The sequence below is a fragment of the Psychrobacillus sp. OK028 genome (assembly GCF_900103605.1).
Taxonomy (GTDB): Bacteria; Bacillota; Bacilli; order Bacillales_A; family Planococcaceae; genus Psychrobacillus.
This window is the reverse complement of sequence record NZ_FNHY01000002.1, coordinates 323,119-341,584: the sequence shown is the minus strand read 5'-3', so window position 1 is coordinate 341,584 and position 18,466 is coordinate 323,119. Positions and strand designations below refer to the sequence as shown.

The 18,466-nt window shown below is 36.5% G+C and carries 21 protein-coding genes; 4 read left to right on the top strand and 17 right to left on the bottom strand.

Going from position 1 to position 18,466, the window contains the following annotated elements:
• Positions 1–22: 22 nt before the first annotated feature.
• The 3 genes from lepA to gpr form a co-directional block, all read right to left on the bottom strand.
• Positions 23–1,852, bottom strand: coding sequence for a translation elongation factor 4 (lepA, locus tag BLR36_RS04865; RefSeq protein WP_093060599.1), 1,830 nt, complete (start codon positions 1,850–1,852; stop codon positions 23–25).
• Positions 1,853–2,089: 237 nt separating this feature from the next.
• Positions 2,090–2,908, bottom strand: coding sequence for a stage II sporulation protein P (gene spoIIP / locus BLR36_RS04860; protein WP_093060598.1), 819 nt, complete (start codon positions 2,906–2,908; stop codon positions 2,090–2,092).
• 54 nt (positions 2,909–2,962) lie between these two features.
• Positions 2,963–3,979 (bottom strand): GPR endopeptidase, encoded by a 1,017-nt coding sequence (gpr, locus tag BLR36_RS04855; RefSeq protein ID WP_093060597.1) that lies wholly within the window; start codon positions 3,977–3,979, stop codon positions 2,963–2,965.
• Between the two features lie 148 nt (positions 3,980–4,127).
• On the opposite strand from gpr, the gene rpsT reads away from it, so the two are divergent.
• Entirely contained in the window at positions 4,128–4,376 is a 249-nt protein-coding gene (gene rpsT / locus BLR36_RS04850) for a 30S ribosomal protein S20 (RefSeq protein WP_093060596.1), read from the top strand.
• A 91-nt stretch (positions 4,377–4,467) separates the two neighbouring features.
• On the opposite strand, the gene holA is transcribed toward rpsT, so the two are convergent.
• The gene (gene holA / locus BLR36_RS04845) at positions 4,468–5,472 is read right to left on the bottom strand and encodes a DNA polymerase III subunit delta (protein ID WP_093060595.1); all 1,005 of its coding nucleotides are present in this window, start codon (positions 5,470–5,472) and stop codon (positions 4,468–4,470) included.
• 269 nt (positions 5,473–5,741) lie between these two features.
• Between holA and BLR36_RS04840 the strand changes: the two genes are divergently transcribed.
• Entirely contained in the window at positions 5,742–5,876 is a 135-nt protein-coding gene (locus tag BLR36_RS04840) for a YqzM family protein (RefSeq protein ID WP_093060594.1), read from the top strand.
• Positions 5,877–5,933: 57 nt separating this feature from the next.
• Here BLR36_RS04840 and BLR36_RS04835 read toward each other — a convergent pair whose 3' ends face one another.
• The 12 genes from BLR36_RS04835 to BLR36_RS04780 form a co-directional block, all read right to left on the bottom strand.
• On the bottom strand, positions 5,934–8,129 hold the full coding sequence (locus BLR36_RS04835; protein ID WP_371326697.1) for a DNA internalization-related competence protein ComEC/Rec2: 2,196 nt from the start codon (positions 8,127–8,129) through the stop codon (positions 5,934–5,936).
• 68 nt (positions 8,130–8,197) lie between these two features.
• A complete protein-coding gene (locus tag BLR36_RS04830) occupies positions 8,198–8,779 on the bottom strand; it encodes a ComE operon protein 2 (protein WP_093060593.1) in 582 nt (193 codons plus the stop codon).
• A gap of 70 nt (positions 8,780–8,849) precedes the next feature.
• Positions 8,850–9,293 carry a helix-hairpin-helix domain-containing protein gene (locus BLR36_RS18975; RefSeq protein WP_256371009.1) on the bottom strand — a complete coding sequence of 148 codons (444 nt, stop codon included), beginning with the start codon at positions 9,291–9,293 and terminating at the stop codon, positions 8,850–8,852.
• A 967-nt stretch (positions 9,294–10,260) separates the two neighbouring features.
• Entirely contained in the window at positions 10,261–10,995 is a 735-nt protein-coding gene (locus tag BLR36_RS04820; protein WP_093060591.1) for a class I SAM-dependent DNA methyltransferase, read from the bottom strand.
• Positions 10,995–11,342 carry a ribosome silencing factor gene (gene rsfS, locus BLR36_RS04815; RefSeq protein WP_093060590.1) on the bottom strand — a complete coding sequence of 116 codons (348 nt, stop codon included), beginning with the start codon at positions 11,340–11,342 and terminating at the stop codon, positions 10,995–10,997. The genes BLR36_RS04820 and rsfS overlap by 1 nt, the downstream gene beginning before the upstream one ends.
• Positions 11,339–11,914, bottom strand: a complete 576-nt coding sequence (gene yqeK / locus BLR36_RS04810; protein WP_093060589.1) for a bis(5'-nucleosyl)-tetraphosphatase (symmetrical) YqeK — start codon at positions 11,912–11,914, stop codon at positions 11,339–11,341. Before yqeK ends, rsfS begins: the two co-directional genes overlap by 4 nt.
• Complete coding sequence (locus BLR36_RS04805) at positions 11,904–12,476, bottom strand: nicotinate-nucleotide adenylyltransferase (protein WP_093060588.1); 573 nt, start codon at positions 12,474–12,476, stop codon at positions 11,904–11,906. The genes yqeK and BLR36_RS04805 overlap by 11 nt, the downstream gene beginning before the upstream one ends.
• On the bottom strand, positions 12,473–12,778 hold the full coding sequence (yhbY, locus tag BLR36_RS04800) for a ribosome assembly RNA-binding protein YhbY (protein WP_093060587.1): 306 nt from the start codon (positions 12,776–12,778) through the stop codon (positions 12,473–12,475). The genes BLR36_RS04805 and yhbY overlap by 4 nt, the downstream gene beginning before the upstream one ends.
• Complete coding sequence (gene aroE, locus BLR36_RS04795) at positions 12,765–13,595, bottom strand: shikimate dehydrogenase (RefSeq protein WP_093060586.1); 831 nt, start codon at positions 13,593–13,595, stop codon at positions 12,765–12,767. Before aroE ends, yhbY begins: the two co-directional genes overlap by 14 nt.
• Positions 13,596–13,606: 11 nt before the next feature.
• Positions 13,607–14,710 (bottom strand): ribosome biogenesis GTPase YqeH, encoded by a 1,104-nt coding sequence (gene yqeH / locus BLR36_RS04790; protein WP_093060585.1) that lies wholly within the window; start codon positions 14,708–14,710, stop codon positions 13,607–13,609.
• On the bottom strand, positions 14,707–15,228 hold the full coding sequence (locus tag BLR36_RS04785) for a YqeG family HAD IIIA-type phosphatase (protein WP_093060584.1): 522 nt from the start codon (positions 15,226–15,228) through the stop codon (positions 14,707–14,709). The genes yqeH and BLR36_RS04785 overlap by 4 nt, the downstream gene beginning before the upstream one ends.
• 38 nt (positions 15,229–15,266) lie before the next feature.
• The gene (locus tag BLR36_RS04780; protein ID WP_093060583.1) at positions 15,267–16,049 is read right to left on the bottom strand and encodes a phosphatidylserine decarboxylase; all 783 of its coding nucleotides are present in this window, start codon (positions 16,047–16,049) and stop codon (positions 15,267–15,269) included.
• 91 nt (positions 16,050–16,140) lie between these two features.
• On the opposite strand from BLR36_RS04780, the gene pssA reads away from it, so the two are divergent.
• Together pssA and sigK are read left to right on the top strand one after the other, a co-directional pair.
• Positions 16,141–16,680 (top strand): CDP-diacylglycerol--serine O-phosphatidyltransferase, encoded by a 540-nt coding sequence (gene pssA, locus BLR36_RS04775; protein ID WP_093060582.1) that lies wholly within the window; start codon positions 16,141–16,143, stop codon positions 16,678–16,680.
• Between the two features lie 162 nt (positions 16,681–16,842).
• Positions 16,843–17,571, top strand: coding sequence for an RNA polymerase sporulation sigma factor SigK (gene sigK / locus BLR36_RS04770; RefSeq protein WP_093060790.1), 729 nt, complete (start codon positions 16,843–16,845; stop codon positions 17,569–17,571).
• A gap of 195 nt (positions 17,572–17,766) precedes the next feature.
• Here sigK and mtnN read toward each other — a convergent pair whose 3' ends face one another.
• On the bottom strand, positions 17,767–18,459 hold the full coding sequence (mtnN, locus tag BLR36_RS04765) for a 5'-methylthioadenosine/S-adenosylhomocysteine nucleosidase (protein ID WP_093060581.1): 693 nt from the start codon (positions 18,457–18,459) through the stop codon (positions 17,767–17,769).
• Between the last annotated feature and the right edge of the window lie 7 nt (positions 18,460–18,466).

Here is an 18,466-nt window from a genome sequence, read left to right as displayed (position 1 = left end):
TAGTGCCTCCCCCTTCGTTTTGTTATTTATTCGGCTCGTCCATCTTAAGAACAGCCATAAATGCTTCCTGTGGGACTTCCACAGAACCTACTTGTTTCATACGTTTTTTACCTTCTTTTTGTTTATCAAGAAGTTTACGCTTACGAGAAATATCTCCACCGTAACATTTTGCCAATACGTTTTTACCGATTGACTTAATCGTGGACCTTGCAACAATTTTTTGACCGATCGCAGCTTGCACGGGAACTTCAAATTGTTGTCTCGGTATTAACGCTTTTAGTTTTTCCACTATTAGCTTACCACGTTCGTAAGAGAAGTCGCGGTGAACGATAAAGCTAAGTGCATCGACTTTTTCACTGTTAAGTAGAATGTCCATTTTTACTAGTTTAGATTCTTTATATCCGATTAAGTCATAATCGAAAGAAGCGTAACCTTTTGTACTTGATTTTAATGCATCAAAGAAGTCATATACGATTTCTGATAATGGAATTTCATAAATAATATTTACTCGAGCTTTTGATAAAAAGTCCATTGTAATAAAATTCCCACGTTTACGCTGACAAAGCTCCATAACGGAACCAACGTAATCCTCAGGAACCATAATAGATGCTTTCACATATGGCTCTTCAATTGTTTCTACTTTTTGTGCATCTGGCATCATAGATGGATTGTCCACTTTTAACGTTTCGCCATTTGTAAGCTTCACATCATAAATAACACTAGGCGCGGTAGTAATTAAGTCAATCTTAAATTCACGTTCAATACGCTCTTGAATAATCTCCATATGTAGTAGACCTAAGAAACCACAGCGATATCCAAAACCTAAAGCTTGAGAAGTCTCAGGTTCAAATTCAAGTGCTGAGTCATTCAATTGTAGTTTCTCTAAAGCATCACGTAAATCTACATATTTTGTATTATCGATTGGATACAATCCACAAAATACCATTGGATTCATTTTTCTATAGCCAGCTAAAGGTTCTGCTGCAGGGTTTTCAGCTAATGTAATTGTATCACCGACACTTGAATCCCCTACATTTTTCATAGACGCTGTCAAGAAACCAACATCCCCAACAGTTAGTTCAGAGCGTTGTGTTGTTTTAGGAGTAAATACTCCTGTTTCTACTACTTCAAATTCTTTACCCGAAGACATCATTTTAATCGTATCGCCCGGTTTAACTGAACCTTCCATAATACGAATATAAACGATTACTCCACGGTATGGGTCGAATAGGGAGTCAAATATTAATGCCTTTAATGGGGCATTTGGATCTCCTGTTGGAGCGGGTACTTTTTCTACTATTTGTTCAAGAATTTCTTCGATACCAATTCCTGCTTTCGCAGAAGCTAAAACTGCCTCGGAGGCATCCAAACCGATGACTTCCTCTACTTCTCCTCTTACTCGTTCTGGGTCAGCTGCTGGAAGATCGATCTTATTGATAACTGGAAGTATTTCTAGGTCATTATCCAAAGCTAAATACACATTTGCAAGTGTTTGAGCTTCAATACCTTGTGCTGCATCTACAACCAAAATAGCTCCTTCACATGCTGCTAAGCTTCGAGACACCTCATAGGTGAAATCGACATGCCCAGGAGTATCAATAAGATGGAAAATGTACTCTTCCCCGTCTTTTGCATTATAAGTCAATTGAATAGCATTCAATTTAATTGTAATACCGCGTTCACGTTCAAGATCCATTGAGTCAAGAAGTTGATTTTTCATTTCACGTGAAGTTAAAGTTTGTGTTTTTTCTAATATACGGTCTGCAAGTGTCGATTTCCCATGGTCAATATGGGCAATAATCGAAAAGTTACGTATTTTTTTCTGTCGTGCCAGTCTCTCATCATTATTCATACTTGTTCACTCCTAATTAAACTACTTGCATTATAACAGATAAAGGATTGTTTAAAAAATATTACTGTAACATTTTATGTACATTCTAAATCATTTTATTTGATAAAAATAAAAATAAATAATTTTTCGCCAGATTTTAATCTTATCAAAGACCCGTACATAACACAATCTACGAGTATATTTTCATACTAAAAGAGATGAAGTATCTCTCATTTGCTTCATCTCTTTTTTCTTTACTTATAGTGGCAGTTCTTTTTCATTTAACATATTGGATAACGCTTTTGCTAAAACAGCAATGGAGCGATTCAATTCTTGTTCGTTATTCTCAATCCCACCTAGTTCTACATTGAGTAAATTTTGGGAAAGGTCTTGATTGTATACACCGTCTACTCCTTTTCCTTCTCTCGGCAATATCCCTCTTGAAATCCCAGGTACTAATTTATTTAATTGGTCAGATAGATTTTGTGCGAGTTGTTCATTCCATTTATAGTTGGGGTGCTCTCGGCCAATAACAAAAATAAATTTAGCGTAACTTTCTTCACCACTTCTAAGCGTTGTTACATTTGCTTTTGCGGAATCTCTGTGAATATCTAAAATAATATCATATTTTTTTTGACCAATTGCTTCTTGAACGAAAGGTCGTATGGAATGATACTGCTTCGCATCCCCCGTACTTTCAGGTCCCAAAATATCGGCCTCTAATTGATGTAATGCAAACTGAGCAGTTATCTGCTCTTGAAAGGACGTAATATTGTTTTCTGGATGGTACGTAGCAATTTTTTCACCTTTAGCCGCTAAAATAGGTTTATAAGCTTCTTGTGAATGGGTAAAATAGACAAATGCTTTTTTGGGTTCCAATATTTCAGAGACCGCTGTTTTTGTTTCTAACTGGGCGGCATAAACTACAGCCGAGCTTTCTTCCTTTGGAGTTACTTCCTTTGTTTCTGTTTGTTGCATTTGTTGCGGGAAAAGAGGCGTTTGGACGGTTGCAATAATAATTGGAGCTAAAAATAAAAGTAATAAAATGCTAACAACATTCTTTAAGGACTTAGCCATAATTTCCACTCTCCTCACACAATCGTATGAAGAGAGCAGCAATTTTAGAACGCTTTATCTAGTTGTAATCCAACTTTCTATCCCGTTGGAAAGAATATATGCATATTGCTCAACCCATGCATCCGTTTCTTTTGGAGTAACAAATAAGGATGGGTTTTTACCAACAAAAACTTCTTCAAATAACTTTCTTTTTTCATCTGTTGGCCATGTAACCCATTCTCCAAAAACTGGTTGGAGTACAGATTTGTCAATGTTTGATTTTTTACTAGAAACCATTGGTGTGACAGCTAATGCGGAAGAAGGGCTACCTTTTTCTTCAATCTTAGAAGCAATATAATGAATGACCTGCTCCATTGCGTCCGCGTAAAGTACTGGTCCGTCTACAACCATTGGAATCCCGATTGCTGTTACGGGCACTCCATATACCTCTTCCGAGATTTCTTTTCGCTGGTTTCCTACTCCTGAGCCGGGATGTATCCCTGTATTAGTCAATTGAATTGTTTTGCATAGCCGTTCACTATTTCTAGCTGCCAAAGCATCTAAAACGATGATTAAATCCGGTTTATACGCATTGCTAATCGCTTGAACAAAATCACTTGTTTCAAAACCGGTTTGTCCTGTTACACCTGGCGCATACATAACAACCTTTACTCGCTCTGCATTTTCGGTCAATGAAGAACCTTGTAAATATTCGATAGCCTTTGGACCGATGGCGTCAGGTGTTATCGTCGCATTACCTAACCCAATGATTAAAATTTTTGATTCATTCGATAGATTTAAATCATGATGCATCTCTCTTAGCTTTTCGATAAACGTTTTTTGTAAAGCCTTAAAACTATCCTCATCATCTGGACTTACTGTCAAATCTGTTAATGTAATATACTTACCTTTTTTCTTTCCTATTTTCTTTTCTCCCTCTTCATTTACTTCAATGGATGTGATCAGTACTGCGCCAGCACGTTTTTCCTCAAATGTAATCCCCTCGGAATTATTAAGCTTGTTTTTTTCCTCGGCTGTACGATGCTTTACCATTTCATCCGATTCGTCTAACAAATCAGTTCTTCCCCACATATAATCACCTCAAAATTAGTGTGGTCGATGTGTCAAGTAAATATTCTTTGCATTTATATATTGCAATTTGTTTTTGTGTTTGTTAAAATAATGCTTGTTGTATTAGAAAGAAATGTATCATCTCAGACCTTATTAGGAGGTGAAAGGTATGCCAAACATTAAATCTGCAATTAAACGTGTTAAGACGAATGAGAGATTAAACACTCAAAACGCACAAGCAAAATCAGCAATGCGTACTGCTGTGAGAAAAGCTGATGCTGCTGCTCTTAATAACGACGAAAACGCAAAAGATCTTATTAAAACTGCTATTCAACAACTTGAAAAAGCAGCTTCAAAAGGATTAATTCATAAAAACGCAGCTTCTCGTAAGAAGTCTCAATTAATGAAAAAAGCGTAATAAATAAAAGACTGACCGATTAATCGGTCAGTCTTTATTTTTTGTTTCAAAATCTTATGATCAAGCATATTGAAACAGCTACAAAATCTCGTTATTTTAACAAAAACATCTCTAAAATTCGATCTCGGTTAATATTGAGAGTTTTTAACTGTAAGTCTACAGTCGCTAAATCATTTAAGGTTTGCAACAGTTTTTGTTCATTGTGAAGCATTGGATGATCTATTAATAACTTTACTCGATAGGGATGAACCTTAAGCTGATTGGCAATTTGCTGTGCATGGTAGCCTTTTTTCTTTAAATGGCTAACCTGCACCATTAATCTCACCTGCGTGGCTATTAATGCATTTAATTTCAAAGGGTCTTCTTTTCGTTTCAATAAATCATGATAAATTTCAATTGCTTCACTCTTATTCCCAGAAAGATAAGCATTTCCTAATGTAAAAACGTCCTGCTCAAGTGTACGGACAAGCAATTTCTTTATCGTTTCTATCTCAATTTCTTGCTCTTCACCAATAAAAGTTGCTATTTTAGCTAACTCTGTTTGTAGATGGACAAGATCAGTACCACCAAGTTCGATTAAGCAATCTATAGATTCATCCGACATCGTTTTTCCATGGGTAGAAAGCTCATGTAACACCCAACCTTTTAGGTCGTGAACCTGTAAACTTGCTGATTCAATTACATTAGCTGCCTGCTTCATGGCCTTTGTAATTTTCTTCCGTTCATCCAGTTTCTCATAAGGTGCTATAAAAACGGTAACTGCAGATGGTGAAGGAGATTTAAGCCACTCTTCTAGACTCACCGTATCATGAGTTATTTTTTCTTTACCTTTTTCCGTTGCCCTTAAAAAGAAAGCATTTTTTGCTATTACTAGTTTCCTATCTGAAAAAAAAGGTATAGTATCAGCCTCATAGATTACCTCGTCTACTTTACTTTCCTCCAGATCAAACGTGATAACTTCTAATTCCCCTTGCTCACTTAATTGTCTTTTGATTCTTTTTAATGTTTCTTCGATAAAATATGCTTCACTTCCATATAATAAATACACAGATGAAATGTTATTTTTAGAAATTTGCATCCACTTTTCTGAAATCATGCTAAGTGCTCCTTGCTAATTATAGTTATTTCATTATAACGTAAATACTTGGATAAAGTGAAACTTCCATCAGTGGGCATTCTCTTCTTCCCCACTGATGGTTGTTGAACGAATCGGGGATTTACAGGCTATTTATCTAACCTATTTTTTACAGCCTGTTAAACTTGGACAAATTGTGACATTATAGACCTAACTTTAAAAAGAAAAGTTTGTATATAGATTTTTTATAGGCAATCCTTTATAATTAGGTGGAAATAGGAGGGGTAACAATGAATGAGTTTGAACAAAATGTCCAGTCGAAACGTAACGACGCAATCGACTCTGGTGTAGGTTTTGTAGTCTCCTTTGGTTTTTTTGCAATCATGTTTGTCATTGCAACTGTTATTGAGTTCGTATCTCGATAAAATGAAACTAGAAAAGGGTTTTGCCTTGTGAAGGTAAAACCCTTTTCTCATTTATAGCTATGGAATGGAAACAGACATATCCCCATTTATGTTAATCTTCACTTCTACTGTCCCATCTGTCCCAGTCTGTAGATACGGTATACCCAAATTTTCTAAACGTTCAACCACATCTGGATGAGGATGACCATAACGATTTTCAAATCCCGCTTGGATGATTGCTACTCTTGGCTGAACTAATCTCAAAAACTGTTCGTTACTAGAAGTTTTACTACCATGATGACCTATCTTCAATAAATCGATATGTTGTATTGCCTGTGAATAATGATTTATTAAATCTAACTCCCCTGGTTCTTCTAGGTCTCCAATGAATAAACCATGAAAATCATTATTCGTCATTGATAGTACGAGTGAATCATTGTTTCCTTCATATATTTCATCCATAGGATATAAATATTGAAAATGGAAGTAATCCGATAAGATCGTATCCCCAGCCTTCTTTTCATAAACGGGAATATGTTGCTTTTCAATTTCTGCCCACAAATCTTCCATTACTTCCTTCTCCGCAGAACCAGGAGTAATATGAATTTCCTTTACTCTTACGCCTCTTAATACCTCTTCTGCACCTTCCATATGGTCAGCATCTGCATGCGTTATTACAAGCGTATCAATCGTGTTAATGCCCTTTCCTTTTAAAAAGGGCAAAACAACTTGCCTGCCAATTTCAAAAGGTTCATTTGCTTGTTTCCAACTTTCCTGATCGAACCTTAGTAAGCCACCTGTATCTATCATAATAACTTGTTTTCTAAAAGGCATTTCGATGAGTATACAATCACCCTGTCCAACATTTACAAACGTAATTTTTGTAGAGGAATCCGTATATGGAGCTATCTGGATGCATCCAATGACAAATAAGAAAAGAACAGTACTTGAAAATAAGTTCTTTCTTCTTTCTACTGAAATAAACAAGATTACTACGCTTATATATGCAAGTAAGACAATCCAGCTTTCAGGTTTCATCGGATTCCACATTTGATATGGTAATTGCCCTAATGTCAAAATGAGTACATCAAGTAGGCTTCGAACTGGTTGATACAACATTAACAAACTTCCTGCCAACGAAGGTAACAGAAACGTTAGCAGCAACAATAATAGATTGATAGGTAAGATGACGAACGAAAATAACGGGACAAAAACTAAATTTGCAAGAAACGAAGAAATAGAAATCTCATAAAAATGATAGAGAAGAATAGAAAAAACGATAAGCTGACAAACAGCGGTAATTATAAACGATTGGAGCAAATAGGACGTACTAGATTTCAATAAAATCGAAGAATAAATGAGGGAGAATGCGGCTAAATAAGAGAGTTGGAAACCAATTTGGAATATTATCCAAGGAGTTATAAAAATAAATCCAATAATACTTAGAGAAAAAGCATCTTCCATTGCTATTTTCCTTTGAAAAAACATGGAGATTAATACAATCTCTGTTACAGAAACGGACCTCCATACAGAAGGTGCCCCTCCAGCGAGCAAGGCATATAACGGTAGCGCTAAAAGCAACAGCCAGTTTGCGGTCTCTCTCCTTACACCTAAACGAATCATCGTTTCGTAGATTAACCAAACGATTAAAGCTACGTGAAGCCCAGAAATAGCAAATAAATGTGTTATTCCGAGCGTCTGATAAGCGTTTTGCATCTCGGAGGGCATTTGCTCCCTACTCCCTATTAAAAGCGCCTCTGCTTCTGCTTGCAGGGATAATGGAAAGTGATTTTGGATATGTTGCATCATTTTAAAGCGCTGTCCTGCCATAAAGGTTGTAAGACCTTTCTTAAATCCTACAAACTCAAATTGAGTAATCTGAAGTTGACCGACAGCACCATTACTCTTCAAATAATTATTTATATCGAATGCATACATATGTGAACTAGGTCTATTAGGGATTTCTTCAGAGAGAATATTCATGGTCAATCCCGCAAGCGATTGTTCGGTGAATGTTCTCTTCTGTTGTTCACTTTCTAATTTTAGCTGGACATACCATTTATCCTTATTTTCCGCTATCGCAAAACCACGAAGGGTACTTCCATTGATGCGGTATGTGTCTGTCCATGTAATTTTGGTGAAATTTTGCTCTAGTGAAGCTGAAGGTATTCTCTGCTCCGTATAAAAATAACATACAATCCCTAGGCATAAAGTAATCGCTATAAACGATATTGGAAGTTGTTTATATAAAAGTAGAAAAAGTATTCCGGACAATAAGAAAAGGATAAGACTAGATTCATATGCTGCTATGACCCCTACTATAGCACTTAAAGCGATATATATTAGATTTCCATGGAAGTTGTTAATCCAAATAGTTCTGCCACCTTCGTTTCGTATGTTGCCAATTCTTCGCTACTCGCTCCTTTTTCTCTTAGCTTTGAAATCAGTTCTGTATATAATGCAACTTTTTCATCACTTAAGAAATCTATCTTTCTTTCATCGAACTGCACATGGATAACTTTGACCCCTGCCTTATTTAATAATTCAATTGCATAGGCGTTATTCTTATAATCTTGAGCATAGTAGAGGCGACTGATCCCGGATTGAATAATGGATTTTGTACATGGGAGACATGGAAAATGAGTTACATACAAATCTGCACCGCTCACTGTAATCCCGTATTTTGCACATTGTAAAAGTGCATTCATCTCTGCGTGTATCGTTCTCACACAATGATTTTCTACGACATAGCATCCATGATCAATACAATGGTCACCACCTGAGATAGATCCATTATATCCTCCAGCCATAATTCGACGGTCACGAACAATCGTTGCTCCAACTGCAAGACGTGTACATGTGCTTCTAAGTGCAAGTAAATGGCTTTGAGCCATGAAAAATTGATCCCAAGTTATTCTCTCCATATAACTACCCCCAAAATAAACATTTCTTTAAGTGTAGTAGTTTGTGCACGAAACTTCAATAATCCATTTGTTACTTAACAGAAATTAATGGTTCTAGCTTTTCAAATGTTTTTTGTCCGATACCACTGACTTTCATCAAATCCTGCTTTTCTTTAAAAGCACCAGACTGCTCGCGATGTGTGATAATTGCCTCTGCTTTAGCTGCGCCAATACCTGGTAACGTAGTTAAAGCTGTTGCATCAGCACTGTTAATATTTACTAAAGATGACTGTGTGCTATTTGAGTCTAAAGGTGTTTCTTCCACTACTTCTCCTTCCTCGGGCACATAAATAACCATTTCATCTTTCACTCGCTCAGCATGATTAATATGCTTAGAATTACTAGACACCAAATAACCTCCAGCCATTTCAATCGCATTTAACACACGATCCCCTTCGGAAAGTTCATAAACTCCGGGCTTCGTGACAGCGCCTTTGACTTCTACAAATACAACGAGGTCCTCTTCATATTCAATTGTTTCTTCTACTGTAAAATTTTCGTTTAATGGGATAGGTTGAATAGAATCAGCTTTGAGGGGTGCCGATTTTAAAAAGGATTGAATACTGACAAATAGTATTATTCCTATTACTACTATTGGGAATAGCAGCTTTTTCTTATATTTCTGGATGAACAGTTGAATCAGAATTATCAGCCTCTTTCATAAGAGGTAAATTATATGGAGTTATGAAGACTATACTAAATTTATCTCTAATTGAACAGGGGTATTTTAAAAGTAAAAAAATAATAAACATAAATTAATATCTAGTTGGTAATCTAGTTGTCCATAAATAATCAACCACTAATTTCCGTTTCAGGCGGACGCTTTCCGTGGGGTGAGCGATGAGCTATCACCGTCGCTTACGCGTCGCTGTGATATCTCATCTGTCTCACTCATCCCACTGGAGTCGCCGCCTTTCACTTCAATCAACAAGTGGTGTAGAATTAACCATTATTAGAATAAACAACTATTTTTAAACAGAATTAATATACTTGAACAGAGCTACTATCTATAGCTAACAACATGTATGTATAAATAGACTATAATTAAAGAATTATCAATTTCTAAAATATAATAGGTAATTAAGTAAACATTATTTTATAAATAAAAAGAGCCAAAGGGGCTCTCTTTATTATTTTTACTATTAGAATCAATTTAATAATTACTAAGAACATTTATATTCGGTACCTCGCAGAAACGAAGTGGATTTGATTGATTGGAGCGGCAGGCGGCGACTCCAGCGGGAATAGCGCGAGCTGAAAGCCCCGCAGGAAAGACATTGACCAAACTTTGTTTGGCCAATGTCTTTGCGACGAGTAACCGCAGGAGCATATGTTTTCGCAGTGACGAGGAGATTGAAGCCGTGCCCGCGGAAAGCGTCCGCCTAGAGCGGAAATCAATTTTGTTAGGATTCCCCATTTAATACTCTATTGGGGAATTATTCTTATTTTACAGCGTGGATAAACCATCTATCCACTTCTTCTGTAGGCGTTCCAAATATATCATCGTGGACGGTCACCGTAGAAAATCCTACCTTTTCAAGAAGACTTAAAAAAGTTTCTATTGGATACGTACGTTGATAGTGGGATTCCTCAAATCTTTCATAAAGACCAGATTCATCCCGAACAAAGAAAGTTATATCATGATAAATAGAATGCTCTTCTTCCCCTTGCTCCGTATGCCAAAGATAAGCAACTTGCTCATCCTCATACGTAAAAGGTCCATTTGGATAAATTACATTCATTTTATAAAGAGAATGGACATCAAAAAACAATTGTCCTTTTGGATTTAAGGCTGCAAATAAACGTTTAAATGTCTGCTCTACTTCTTCTAAAGTTTCTAAATAATTTAGAGAATCTATAGCAATAACTGCTATGTCTATCTCATCTACACCTTCAAGATTAGCCATTGATTGACATATAAAAGTGATATCCGTTCCATTTTCAAAGCTTCGATTTTGAGCTACTGTAAGCATAGAATCAGATAAATCTACACCAATTACCTCATACCCTGCTTTAGCAAATTGGGTACTCAAAACTCCTGTCCCACAGCCAATATCGACTAATTTTTTGGGTCTATCCAATGGGGCGTTCTGTTGTACCCAATCCGCATATTTTTTATATGGAATATCGGACATTAATGAATCATAAATATAAGCAAATTGTTCATAAGAAGACATTAAGCATCTTGCCCAACTTGAATCATTGGAGCATCTCCCCAAAGTCTTTCTAAATTATAATAAGCACGTTCATCCTTATGGAATACATGAGCTACAACGTCGCCCATATCAACTAAAATCCATCTAGCTTCATCAAAACCTTCTAAACGTTTTACATTAAATCCTGCCTTAAAGGCTTGTTCTTCTAGTTCTTTTGCAATTGCTTGAACCTGGCGATCCGAGTTAGCATGGCATATTAAAAAGTAGTCAGCAAGTAAAGATACTCCTTGCATATTTAATACTACGATATCCTCTGCTCTTTTATCGTCCGCTGCTTTATAAGCGATTTCTACTAATGAAGATGTCATTCGTTCACTGTTCCTCTCTGTTGTATCATATCATTGTAACAATGAAATGAATCCGGAAATACCGGTTGTTTTTTTTCTATTAAAAATGAAACACTATGTTTTATACAACTAGTCATTGCATCTTCTAAATCAACCTTTGCTTTTTCGCGTAAAAGATCGACTCCTGAAAATTTCCGACCAGGCTCTATCATATCTGAGACATAAATTATTTTTTCCAACTTGGACATGCCAGCTCGACCAGTTGTATGAAATTCTATAGCATGTAAAATATCCTGATCTGTAATTTGAAACTCTGTTTTCGCTACATAACTACCAACAGGAGCGTGCCATAACTCTTGATTAAATTTCAATAATAATGGATTCATTTTTTCGGAAAGGATAATAGATCTTAACCATTCCGTGTCGGCATACTTCACACTATCATGTAAAATCGCTGCGATTTCTGCCTTTTCAACATCTTCTCCATACTTTTTGGCCAACTGAATAGCAGTCACTGCTACACCTTTTGTATGGACAAAGCGCTTTTCTGGCATTCGACTTTTCATCTGCTCCAGTAAATGTTCATGTTTCATACAAACGCTCCTTTCGAATGAAATCTCGAACAGCATCGGTTATAAGAAACTGAGTAGTTTCGCCATTCGCTATTCGATTTCGAATGGTAGTAGAAGACAAATCGATCTGTGGTATAGGTAAAGTTATTATAGGATATGCAGTTTCAAGTGATTTATTTGGTCTTGGAACTCCTACTAAATGCACATTTTGCATAAGTTCATCAATCCGGTACCATTCGGGTAAATCCTCTACCTGATCGCCACCGATAATAAAATAAAAATCACTGTCCGGTTCACGATATCTTAGAAGCTCCATCGTATCAAAAGTATAGGATGTCCCACCTTGATCGATTTCAATCGTTTCAAGTTTCAACAAGGCAACGTCCTTAATAGACAATTCCACCATCGTAAGACGTTGTCTAGCTGTAACTCTATTTTGAATTTCTTTATGAGGAGGGTTAGCATTTGGCATTAAACGTACTTCATCTAATTTCAATGCGTGTAGTACTTCATTTGCAATGATCAAATGTCCAATATGCGGCGGGTTAAAGGTACCGCCTAAAATCCCTACTTTTTTTCTCATGCGCGACTCGCTTTTGGGAGCTCAATTCGTTTATTATTTTTGGATGGTTTGTACAATACTACTGTTAAACCAATCAATTGCACTAGCTCTGACTTTGTTCCTTTTGCAAGTGCCTCCGCTACTTCGTGCTTGTCGTCCTCACAGTTTTGTAAAATGCTAATTTTGATTAGTTCACGAACTTCCAGTGCTTCTCCGATTTGTTTAATCATAGCATCGTTAACGCCACCTTTACCGACTTGAAAAATCGGTGAAAGATTGTGTGCTTGACTACGTAAAAATCTTTTTTGTTTACCTGTTAACATAATTTCCTCCTAATTGCTCTATCAATTGTTGGATTATCTCCTCAGAATCGGGTTTAACTCCATTCCAATATGAAAAGGCCAATGCTCCTTGATGTACAAGCATTCCCAGACCATTAACCGTTCGAACATTGTATTTCTTTGCTTCCTCTAAAAAAGGGGTAACTAAAGGATTATATACGATATCCGCTACAATTGCATTCTCTTTTAAACGGTTCAATTGAATTGGCAACGATGCGTCGTTATTTTTCATGCCAAGTGATGTCGTTTGTACAATGATATCAAACTTGTTCAACATATTTTCTGCTTCTTCCAAAGTCAATGCCTGTCCAGTCTTAAGTTCATCCACTAATCCCATAGCTTTTTCTAACGTTCTATTTGCTATTGCCAGTTGTGTATAACCTTTTCTTTTGAACGCATGAGCTATACCGCGCGCAGCTCCTCCAGCTCCAATCAGCAATATGTTGTACTCAGGTAAAATGGGACCAAGAGATTCAATAAAACCTAACCCATCTGTATTATACCCAACATATTTATTGTTCCTTGTTTTCACTACTGTATTTACTGCCCCAATTCCTTTTGCAGATTCATCCACATCATCAAGAAATGGAATAATCGCCTCTTTGAAAGGAATAGTCACATTCCAACCACTACATCCTAAGAGCTTTAAAGATTCCACAGCTTGCTCTAACTGATTTTGCTCTACATGTATTGGAATATAACTTGCATTAATATCCAGCTGTTTTAACCATGTTTCGTGCATAGTAGGTGATAAGGAATGGGAAATTGGATTTCCAATCACAGCAAACCATTTTTTCAAGCCTATCACTCCTAAATTAATGATGGACGAATAGAAATTTCTACACCCGCAGGGGCATGCGCGGCTACAATTACACCACCACGTTGTACAGTAATCCACCCTAATCCAGAAAATACGATATCTGTTTTATCATCTTTTATCTTAAATTCATGACGAACTAAAGGTGGTAGTAGATCTGCAAACTCTTCACTCGGTGGAGATAATAATTTTCCTTTATGTTCTTTATATAAATTATCCGCATTCTCTAATTTTGTGCGGTGTATTGGAATATCATTAGCTATATGACATGTAAAAGCCGCACGTTCACCTTTGATAAAGTCAAAACGAGATAAACCGCCCAAATATAATGTTTGTTCACTATTTAGTTGGAATACTTTCGGTTTAATCTCTTTTTTAGGTGTTATAAATTTCAATTCTGATGGATCTAAGTAATGGGCCATTTGATGGTGATTTATAATACCAGGTGTATCAAATAATGACTTAGTGTCATCTAACGGAATTTCAATCATATCTAATGTAGTGCCAGGGAAATGCGAAGTAGTAATAATCGCATCCTCTCCAGTAGCCTGTTTAATAATTCGGTTAATAAATGTAGACTTCCCAACATTTGTACAGCCCACTACATAAACGTTTTCGCCTTTTCGATAATGCTCGATGGCTTCCATTGCTTCTGGCATGCCTGTTCCTTTATGGGCACTCACAAACAATACGTCTATCGGAGACAAGCCTAGTTTTTTGGCTTCCTGCTTCATCCAATTGATGACTTTATTTTTTTTCACTGATTTTGGTAATAAATCTGCCTTATTGGCTATTAACAATATTGGGTTGTTGCCAACAAAACGATGCAAACCAGGTAACCAACTACCATTAAAATCAAAGATATCAACTATTTTCACGATTAGCCCTTTTTGTGTACCTAAGCTATTTAAAATTCGAAGAAAATCATCATCTGTCAATGAAACTGGTTGTAATTCATTGTAATTCTTCAATCGGAAACAACGCTGACATATTATATCTTCTTTTTCCAAAGAAGAAACTGGTGCATAACCAGGCTCTCCTACTTTTTCTGTTTGAATTACTGTACCGCAACCGATACATTTTGGTGCTTCTGTCACGCTTCTTCCTCCCATGTAACCTGTCCTTTTTTGTCCAAGTAACTAAAAATTCTTCGTTCTACCATACGGTTAAATTTGGTCACAAATCCATCTGATTTCGCAACTGGAATAACTAAAATCGTATGAAGTTTTAATCTGTTTCCGCCAAACACATCGGTTAGTAACTGGTCACCAATGACTACTACTTCTTCTCGTTTCACCGACATTATACTCAATGCCTGAAGAAATGCTTTTCCAAGCGGTTTACGAGCCTTAAATATGAATGGAATTCCAAGTGGATCTGCAAATGATTTAACTCGCAGCTCATTGTTATTAGAAACAATCGTTACTTGAATGCCAGCAGCTTTAATACTCGCAAACCACTCAATTAATTTAGGGGTAGCATCTGGTCGATCCCATTCAACTAATGTGTTATCTAAATCTGTAATAATTGCCTTTATCCCTTTGTCTTTTAACATTTCAGGTGTTATATGATAGACACTTCTTACAAATTCACTAGGTATAAAATTTGAATACAAAGACGAACACTCCAATTCGAGGCTATTTCTATTTATGATTATAGCATATTTGCTACATTCTCACCCATTCGGACAAATTTGCCAGGTTGTACATTACTAGAGAACTCCACGCTATTAGACTCGAATAGCATAACGACGGTAGATCCAAAGGAGAAATATCCAACCTCTTCTCCTTTATTCCATGTAGCAGATGTATTCGTAAGTTCGATTGAATTTACAAACATTGCTCCTACTTTTATATGTATACACCTTTTTTCATTGGGCATTTCTAGTTCCGTAAGCATTCGGTAGTTACCACTTATCGTTTGCTTGCCAAACTGAAGACCCCATTTATTCACTGGATACGATTTCGCACCGAGAATAAATTGATTCAAAACTTTGCCATCTACAGGAGAATGTATTCGGTGATATTCGGCTGGACTTAAATATAAAACAATATATTTTCCATTTTGATAAAATGAAGCTATTTTATCAGAGCCTAGCATATCCTGTAAAGAGTAGGTTTTTTGTTTTACATAGAAAAGCCCTTCTGCTGTAATATCCCCGAAAGTTTCTATTGTGGCATCGACAGGGCTAATTATGCTAGCCGCTTTCTCATCAATCGGTCGACTAGCCTCAGTAACCTTACGAATAAAAAATTCATGTAAAGTAGGGAAATCGTTAATTTTTTGTATCATGTCGTGAGTTGATATATTAAAATACTTAATATAAGAGGGAATAATACGTTTGCTAACCTTGGATTGGGTAAAACTTCGGATTAGTGATGAGGACCATTTTCCATTGGTTAATTCAATCATGGTTTGATATAATCTTTCTCTCATTTTTTAGCTCCCTAGAAAAATTTAAACTTACAATTTTTACTTAATCGAAGTATAATGAACAAATACGTTATTTGTAAAGGAGTGATTTACAATGTTTTTACAAAACGCAATGTATCAAACAGTAAAAAAATTGAAATCACATGCAGCAAATATGATCACCATTGGCAATCTAGCATGTGGTGGTGCAGCCATCATGGCAACAATGAATGAAAATTACACGTTCAGTGTTTTATTTATATTTATAGCTGGCCTATTAGATAGATTTGATGGAATTGTAGCTCGAAAATTTCATCTCGAATCCGAATTAGGTAAACAACTAGATTCCATGAGCGATATTATTTCATTCGGGGTAGCTCCTGCATTACTGATGTATTCGTTAGTATTACAAGAGTTCGTTGTTACCGGAATGATCATAACTGTCATTTATATAGCATGTGGTGCTTTCAGGCTCGCACGATTTAATATTTCTGAACCGAATGGTTTTTTTACCGGTCTACCCATTACTGTAGCTGGTGTGATTTTAACGTTATCCTATTTTGCGATAGAATATGTACCATCTGTCTCTTACATGTTTTTATTCATCATTCTAGCACTATTAATGATCAGCACATTTACATTAAGGAAAGTATAAACGCCTATGTTAGACCCGATAAGCGTTGGAGCTGGTCAGAGAATGACATATAACTAAATACTTTAATTTCCGAGTGAAGCGACTGCGAATTTGCGGTCGCTTTTTCATATTTTGGCAGCTTTCGACATACACTGGTTTAACAACTAGATGGAGGTGAACCTCATTACCGGTCTAATGGCTGCCTTTATAAGCATCTTTGTAGAATTTCCGCTCGTTCTTGGTTATTTGAAAGGCCAGGCATTTCATCAGCCCTTCACACCGGAAGAAGAAAAAATCATGATAGATCGATTTTTAGGTGGCGATTTATCAGCTCGTGATGAACTTATCGAACGAAATATGCGATTGGTTGCCCATGTAGTCAAAAAGTTTCATCCAAAGCATGAACTGTTGGATGATTATATCTCGATAGGCACAATTGGTCTGATGAAAGCTGTCAATAGTTATACTCCCACGAAGAAAACGAAACTAGCGACATACGCTGCCAGATGTATAGAAAATGAAATTTTAATGTATTTACGATCATTAAAGAAAGTACAAAAAGACGTTTCCCTGCATGAACCAATCGGGATGGATAAAGATGGTCACTCATTAGAAATTACAGACCTGCTTCCAGGTATTGATAAAAGTACGGACGAACAATTGGTAGATGAAGAAGAAACGAATAGCTTATATCGACATTTGTCCCAGCTAGAAAAAAGAGAGCTCGAAATTATCGTCCGAAGATATGGATTGCTTGGTCATGAGCCTATGACGCAAAAAGATATATCGAAGCAACTAAAAATATCGAGAAGCTACGTATCGCGGATTGAGAAACGCGCATTAGTAAAACTGTATCAATCCTATATACATGAAAAAAACTCTTTCGATGTATCAAACACCAAAAGAGCTTAGTTAGATTTAATCTTCACTTGTCTCTGCGATCATGATAAATGATAATACCGCTGTTACTAAAACTGACATAGCCATTAGGAATAACATTCATTCTCCTCCTCTTACATTGAAACCGCTTGATAATTTTATCATAGCATATAGTAAGAGAATTATTAATATACGTTAAACAGCGCAGTATGGCAAATTAATGACAACTTATAGTTTTTCAATAACACGCAATACAACTTGCGTTGAATGCTTAGCGGCAACAGGTAAAAACTCATCAAAGCTGACAGAGGATTCTTTACCTGCGATGTCAGAAAGTGAACGAATTACGACAAAAGGAACGTCAAATTGATGGCAAACTTGTGCAACTGCAGCAGCCTCCATTTCACAAGCCTTCATATGTGGGAAATGGCTACGAACCTGCTCTACTTTTGCAGGCTCATGCATAAAGATATCCCCTGTTGCAATTAAACCGGTTGCGGCTTGATGTTGTCCTATTTCCGATACTGCTTCCTCTGCTAATTTCATCAAACGTTCGTCAGATCTAAATGCTGCAGGAAGCTGAGGTACTTGACCAATTTCATAACCAAAAGCAGTTACATCGACATCATGATGTCTCACTTCGTCGGAGATTACAATCGCCCCTACCTCTAAATTAGGGTCATAACCCCCTGCTGAACCAGTGTTTATAACATAATCAGGTTGAAACTCGCTTAATAATATAGAAGTTGTCATTGCCGCGTTCACTTTTCCAATTCCACTTTTCAGTAAAATAACTTCATGATTTTTGTAAGATCCACTTGTAAATTCACTGTTTGCTATGTTCTTTGTTTCTGGGTTTTCGATTTCTTTTCTCAGAAGCTCTACTTCTTCTTCCATTGCACCTATAACTGCTATTTTCAAATTAATA